Below are 6,475 nucleotides of genomic sequence, written 5' to 3'. Positions count from 1 at the left end.
CGTCGGGTCACGCAAGGTACGTTTTGTATCGATGATAAGCATTTTTCCGAATTTCATTGTGCATCCGCCGACGTTAGAGATGCGAATGGGTGGTCAAGCGAGGGGGGTACGAGTGCGAGGTTTTTTATAAATGATAGGGCAACCACAGAGCTCTAGACAGAGTAGGTCGTCGGCAGCGTCAGATGGGTATAAGAGCCGGGTCCCGTGCGCGGCGGCGGGCGCTGCCGCGAGGGGAACCGCGGCAGCCGCACAGAGGCAGGCCGCGACCCCGGCCGGGGCGCGCACCTAGAGCCCCCTGACCGCGTCGACAACCCCCGCCACGTGCGCGGCGAGCGGAAGGGCGGCGATGAGCGCCACGGCCTCCGCCCGCTCGAACCAGACCACGGTGGTGGGCTCCAGCTCGGGCACACGCGGCACCCACGCGACCGCCGTCGCGCTGACCAGGCCCACAACGCCCGCGGCGATGTAGCCCGCCGGGTGGGGCGGGTCCATCCTGCTCGCGGCCACCCCGGTCACGACCACCGCGCACAGGGCGATCGCGGTGAGCGAGGCACGCGGCAGACGGTAGTGGTGGCGGGCGGCGTGGACCACGACGGCGCCGAGCACGCAGTAGCACAGCGCCGCCGGCCACCCGCGCCCCGACCAGGCGAGCGCACACAGAGCCGGGAGGGCTACCGCAGCTGCCCCGAGCAGGATGCCCGCGACCACGCGACGCGCGCGCTCGGCGCGCTCATCGACGTCCAACTGATACCCGTCGGCGGAGGACAGCTCCTCGCCCGCGGTGGGGATGTGCGGGATCTTCAGCCCGGCGGTGCGGGTGGCCAGGCCCGGCGCGGCCGCGACCGCCAGCAGCGCCCCCAGCGCGGCGGCCGCGGGCGCCGCGTCCGGGGAGGGCAGCCAGGAAGCGCCCGCGGCGGCGCAGGCCAGGGCGGATGCTGTTGCGAGGGTGGTGGCGGAGGTGGCGTCGAGAAGCGAAAAGAGAGCTCCGAGGCCCGCGAGGCAGGAGAGGACCCCCGCTGCGGCGAGGACTCCGAGGGCGGGGTCGGCGGGCGAGGCCCACCCGCCGGGCGCCCCGGCCACCCAGCCGCCGCACGCCGCCGCGGCACAGAGGGCGCCAAGGACGAACAGCGCGCGCGAGCGCGAGAAGACTGCGAGGACGAGCAGGCCAACCCCGGCCAGCGCCGCAGCCGCGGCGGGACCGATCAAGGAGGACAGCGCTGCCGCGAGGGCCGCGCAGCCGGCGGCGGAGGCGGCGGCGTCGAGCCCCCTCAGGTCGGCGGCCGCCCCGGCCGCCGCGGCGAGGCACTCCGCGGCGTCGCGCACGACCGGGGGAGCCGGGGGCTCCTGCGGGCGGAGGACGAGGACGGAGCCGTCGCGAAGTTTGAGCTGGTAAAGCGGCGTGTTCATGTCCACCGGGGCGCCGGCCGCAGTGGTCGCCTGCCACGGGCGGTGCACGGTGGGAAGCTCGATCAGGCGCGCGATCTCCGGGAAGGTCTCGTTGAGCGTCGAGGACGTGGGCAGGACGAGGTCCACGTCCCGGTGGAAGGAAACGACGTCGACGCGCACGGTGATGCGCACGATGTGGTGCGCCGAAGCGGCAACCATGGCAAAACCCCCGAAAAGTCTGCTGCGGTGCGCGGCCGTCCCCCTTGGCGCGCGCGAGACAACATTATTGCCTAGGATCATTCTCACGTCCACAGCAACGGGGGCCGGTTCGGGGTGGGCCGGCTGCTGCGGAAGGTATTCACCACAGGGGGGTTGTCGTGCTCGGGCTCGACCACAATGACGTTCTGGCGCCGCTGCCGCCGCAGGCCGCCGACCCTGCGCCGGACCTGCCCTCGGGCTCGCTCGTCGCCGAGGGAGTGCCGGCGGCGCAGAAGGACCAGCCTCAGCCCCTGATGAAGATCGTCATGCCCGTCGTCATGCTCGCGGCCGTGGGCGCGATGGTGGCCATCATGGCTTTGTCCGGGCGCGGGGTGAGCCCGATGATGATGCTTTTCCCGCTGATGATGATCTTCAGCGTGCTCATGATGGTCAGCCCGCCGGAAAAGGCCGGTGACATCGACGAGAACCGGCGCGTCTACCTGCGCCACCTCGACGCGCTCACCGCGCGCGCCCGCGCCAACGCCCGCAGGCAACGCGCCCACGCGCTGCACTTCCACCCGGACCCGGCGGGGTTGCTCGCTGCGGTGCCCACGACCCGGGTGTGGGAGCGCGGCGTCGACTCGCCCCACGCCGGTGAGGTGCGCCTCGGCGTGGGTTCGAGCGCTCTGTGCACCCCCGTCGAGGTGGCCGACCCCGGCTCGCCGGAGGACCTCGACCCCGTGTGCGCCGTCAGCCTCCGCCGCGCCGTGGCCGCCGTGAGCACGGTGCCCGGGATGCCGATCGTGGTGCAGCTGGCGGCGTTCCCCACCGTCACGCTCGCCGGACCGGGAGCCCTCGGCGTGGCGCGCGCGCTCGTGACGCAGCTGGCGTTCTTCCACGGCCCCGAGGTGATCGGCCTTGTCAACAGGCACGGCGACGCCTCGCTGGGGTGGGTGAAGTGGCTCCCGCACACCCGCAATCCCGCAGCAGCCGCCCTCACGGTCGTGCTCAGCGACGCCCCGGGGGCGCACTCGGCCCTCGCCGACCGCTCCGCCGATTGCGTGATCGTGGTCGACCCCGACCCGGACTACTTCGTCGACGACGACGCCCTCCACCTGCTGTGCGGTGCCTCCCTGCGCGCCCGGACCGAAGCGGGGGAGGAGCTGCTCGGTGTGCCCGATGACTTGGACCCGAGGGAGGCCGAGCTGATCGCGCGCCACCTGGCCTTCTACCGCCGGCCGGCGGACGGGGAGGCGGGAGCGGGAACCGGGCTGCTGGACATGCTGGGCATCGGCGACATTGACCGCCTCGACCCCCACACGATGTGGGCCGGCCGCGAGGGCACCCGCCAGCGCCTCACGGTGCCCGTCGGGGCGAGCCCCGAGGGGCAGCCCGTCTACCTAAATCTGAAGGAGGCGGCGCACGGCGGCATGGGCCCGCACGGGCTGTGCATCGGGGCGACCGGCAGCGGGAATACCAACCCCTTTTTGGTGTACCTATCCGGTGTGGGGCTCGAGGGGGCAACCGGCCATGCCCCCGCCGCCTGGCATGCAGGGCAAAAGCGCAGGTGAGAAACGCCGTCTAAGGCGTCGAACACACAGCGGTGGTAGCTGGGCACCCTCGGGGTCGTCCACGCGCCGGGCTAGTGGAGGTGTTCGCGCGCTGTAGCGGCGAGCTCGGAAATTAATGCCTCACAGTGCGGCGGCATGGTCTGTGCCTTGTTGATTTCCGACCACGATTCCCACGAGTTCCAGGTGAGCACCTCTGCGAGGTGCTCGTAGCGCTTGGAAAGCTCATGGTCAAGCGCTGCCGCTGCCTTACGAACCTCGGGATTGGTGAGCTCGAGGTCAAGGTGAATGTAGGCGTCGCGGTAGGTGTTAAACGCGCGCTCGAGTGGCGACCATGTATCGAGCTGGTGATCGTCGGTGCACTTTTTCAGTACCTCAATGCGCTCCTCGTTGGCTTTCCATGCGGCTGTGCGTACAGCCTTGATGTAGGTCGCCACCGCTTCACGCTGCGCTGCATTGGCCGCTCGGCTGTGCTCGAGTGCTTGGCTACGTTTCTCACGCCGGTCAACGGCGAGGGCACCAACAAGCACCACTACAAGGGAAAACACGCCGCTAATCACAGACGGCACCCAATAGTCCATGCACTTACCTTACTGCCGCATGCCCACACCGCCCGGCATGCGCTACGCCCCCGCGCTCGAGGTGAGCAGGGGGGCGTCGAGGCGGTGGGGAGGTTAGTAGCGCTCGTAGCGCACTGGGCCAACCTCGTTACCGGTCGTTCGGTTCACCCTCACGACCATGCCGGGGTTGCCCCGCCCGCCGCTCGAGGCCGCCATGCGCGCGGCGTCGGCGTCGAGCTGCTCGGCGGTCGGGCGCAGCACCCTATCGCCGCCGTCGCCACCGTCGTCGCGCACGTGGGTAAGCACCGCGCCGGGCCCGTGCCCGTAGACACGGGCGCCGCGGGCGTCGAGGTCGTCATTGCGGCCGTAGGCGCGCGCACCACGGCTATCGGCCTCGGTATCTGCGGGTGCACCGTAGATACGGGCACCGAGCTCGGTGAGGTCGTCGGTGTAGTTGGTCTTGAACGTCTCGCCATAGATACGCGCGCCGTGCGCGTCGAGGGCGTCGTTGTTGGTTGCCATGATTGTTGTTCCTTTACTGGTTGATGGTCATGGGCCACACAGCTCGGGCACCCCTGCCGCGGCGGTGTAACGCTTGGCCACCGTGGCTTTGAGTGTGCCCCGGCGCTGCTCGAGGCGGGTGGCGATGAACGGCTCGAAATTACGTGCCGAGCGGCTAAAGAAATGCCCCGGCTTGCCGCCGATGTTGGTGATGTAACGCTTGGTCAATTGGCCCCCGTTGCGGGCGTAGAGGGTGTACTCGGGCGGTAGCGCCATGAGCAACTGCGTGGTGTGTTTCACCCCCGGAATACCGGGCATGTTCGCTATACGGCGGGCGAGGGTGCGCGAGCCGACGACCTCGCCCTTGTCGAGCGCGCCAACGGCTGCGGTCACCACCCGGCGGCGCAACGAGTTTTGGGCCCGTACGAGCTCGGCCTTGGTGGGCATGCCCCGCTCGAGCTGCGCGGCGGTGGGAATGCCGGGGTTTCTATCCCACACAGCTAGTGCAGACGCGTCCGCAGGCTCGGGCGTGCAACCTGCCGCTAGAGAGGCAAGGGCGCGCTGCCACGTGCCGGGCGCGTGGCACGGCGCCTCGTGATAGTCGAACGCGGCCACGGCGGTTAATCCTCGTAGACCTCGGCGGGGTCAACGTCGAACTCGGCGGGCTCATTGTCGGCAACCGGCGCGCTCGGCTCGGTCGTGAACAGCTCGGGGCTGTACGCCTTGAGCTCGGCGAGGGACGCGGCCGGGGAACTAGCGCCGTAGCGGGTGTGGTCGCTGTAGTGCCCGTTGAGCCCGCGCATGCGGTCGCCCACGGTGCGGCGGCGATAGTCGAGCCACCCGGCCGCGGCGGAAATGACGGACAACCGGCGCTCGAGCTCGGCCCGGTCGTCACCGAGCGGGTCGGCGAGCGGGGAAATGGTTGTCAGCCCCGCGGCGATGGCCTCAGTCTCACCCATGTCGAACACGTCGAGGGCGCAACCGTCTGCGTCGAGCCACAGCGCCTTATAGCTACCCCGATACGGCGATTCCGAGTCGATTACGGCGAACACGTCGCGGTCTTTGTTGGCGGTGGCCTCGGCGACGTCGCCAAAGGCCATGGCGCGGGCACACCGCTCGTAGGCAGTGAAGTCCATGTGTTCGATGGGCGCCCATGCACGCACCGCTCGGCGGTAGGTGCTGATGGTTGCCTCGGGCGTCGTCGCCGGGTCAATGAGCTCGAGAATGGACGACACGTAGGTGCCGCGGGCGGCGCGTTCACGGGCGGCGTCGTCAAGGGCAGCGAACGAGTCGTGTGCCTCGGCGGCGAGGGCGTCGAACCATGCGCGCACCGCCGTCTTGCACGAGTCCACGAGCGCAGCCGTGGCGAACTCGGGCTTGTCGTGCACCTTGGTCAGTTCCTTGACCATGCCCTCGCGCATGGCAGTGAACCTGCGCGCCTGCGGGGTCGATACGTGCCGCGTTTCCCACCCGCCAGACTGTGAATGCACCGGCACCGTCGTTTGTGACCTCGGTGCCGGGGCGGCAAGCATGGTCTCGAGCTGCTTGAGGCCGGTCTTGGTCGGCGAGGCGGCCCACTTGGCCCCCGCGTCGCGGTAGGCGTCGAGCTCGAGGGGCTCGAAATGCTTGTCGAACTTCTCGAGTGTTTCGTTAACCGCCGCGTCGGCGGCCTGCACGGTCTCGGCGGCCGCGGGGCGAACGCCGGTAAAGGCGAGCGCCCCCGCTACAGCGTTAGCCCGGTCGGTAAAGCGAGTGAATGGTTGAGAGGCCAAAATGCCACGTCCTTAGTGTCGTCAACGTCTCGGTTGGTGCCGGGCCTCGGGCGAGGCGCGGGTGCTTACACCGCGGTTGGTGGTGTGTCGCTATGAAATAGCTTGAGCGATGTGCTAGAGAATTGCAACGAGGTACTAAAAGGTACTCAATCGCAGGTCACAGTACCTTTTCGGCATGTTAGCCGAGGCTAGGGCGTATATACCCCACCGGGTATTGCACATCTCTACGAGTGGCAGCGGGGGTAAAACGGGGGTAATTCTCGGGGCTGCGGCGCCGGGTGCGGCGAGGTGCGGCCGGGCGGTGCACGACGTCGGTGGAAGATGGGCACACCGCCCGGGCGCGCGTCCCTCTCTTTTATACATCTGACGCCGCCGACGGACCCCCCCTTGGTGGATCTGGGGGGGGGCGGGGCGTTTAAAAAAAAAAAAATAGTCATAGCAAGTCATCGCGCGAGGCACAAACATGAGAGTGGAGGTAGATCGAACGACA

Annotated in this window: 6 protein-coding genes; 1 reads left to right on the top strand and 5 read right to left on the bottom strand. The window is 69.0% G+C overall.

What is annotated here, in order from left to right:
* Positions 1–285: 285 nt before the first annotated feature.
* Positions 286–1,605, bottom strand: a complete 1,320-nt coding sequence (gene eccD, locus DYZ02_RS05100) for a type VII secretion integral membrane protein EccD (protein ID WP_181896896.1) — start codon at positions 1,603–1,605, stop codon at positions 286–288.
* 158 nt (positions 1,606–1,763) lie between these two features.
* Here eccD and DYZ02_RS05095 point away from each other — a divergent pair, with 158 nt between their 5' ends.
* Entirely contained in the window at positions 1,764–3,155 is a 1,392-nt protein-coding gene (locus tag DYZ02_RS05095) for a cell division protein FtsK (RefSeq protein ID WP_181896895.1), read from the top strand.
* Positions 3,156–3,226: 71 nt separating this feature from the next.
* On the opposite strand, the gene DYZ02_RS05090 is transcribed toward DYZ02_RS05095, so the two are convergent.
* The 4 genes from DYZ02_RS05090 to DYZ02_RS05075 form a co-directional block, all read right to left on the bottom strand.
* Positions 3,227–3,733, bottom strand: a complete 507-nt coding sequence (locus DYZ02_RS05090) for a hypothetical protein (RefSeq protein WP_115685277.1) — start codon at positions 3,731–3,733, stop codon at positions 3,227–3,229.
* 93 nt (positions 3,734–3,826) lie between these two features.
* Positions 3,827–4,234 carry a hypothetical protein gene (locus tag DYZ02_RS05085; RefSeq protein ID WP_115685276.1) on the bottom strand — a complete coding sequence of 136 codons (408 nt, stop codon included), beginning with the start codon at positions 4,232–4,234 and terminating at the stop codon, positions 3,827–3,829.
* A gap of 27 nt (positions 4,235–4,261) precedes the next feature.
* Entirely contained in the window at positions 4,262–4,828 is a 567-nt protein-coding gene (locus tag DYZ02_RS05080; protein WP_115685275.1) for a hypothetical protein, read from the bottom strand.
* A gap of 5 nt (positions 4,829–4,833) precedes the next feature.
* Positions 4,834–5,985, bottom strand: a complete 1,152-nt coding sequence (locus DYZ02_RS05075) for a hypothetical protein (RefSeq protein ID WP_147291480.1) — start codon at positions 5,983–5,985, stop codon at positions 4,834–4,836.
* Positions 5,986–6,475 lie beyond the last annotated feature (490 nt).

The organism is Corynebacterium senegalense, from assembly GCF_900411315.1.
Classification (GTDB): domain Bacteria; phylum Actinomycetota; class Actinomycetes; order Mycobacteriales; family Mycobacteriaceae; genus Corynebacterium; species Corynebacterium senegalense.
The sequence above is the reverse complement of the archived record's forward strand: the minus strand, read 5'-3'. Positions and strand labels throughout refer to the sequence as shown.

What these genes read in the sequence shown, in the direction of transcription:
- DYZ02_RS05085 (WP_115685276.1), bottom strand. Translation starts at nt 4,234, where the DNA reads ATGGCAACCAACAACGACGCCCTCGACGCGCACGGCGCGCGTATCTAT.
- eccD (WP_181896896.1), bottom strand. Translation starts at nt 1,605, where the DNA reads ATGGTTGCCGCTTCGGCGCACCACATCGTGCGCATCACCGTGCGCGTC.
- DYZ02_RS05090 (WP_115685277.1), bottom strand. Translation starts at nt 3,733, where the DNA reads ATGGACTATTGGGTGCCGTCTGTGATTAGCGGCGTGTTTTCCCTTGTA.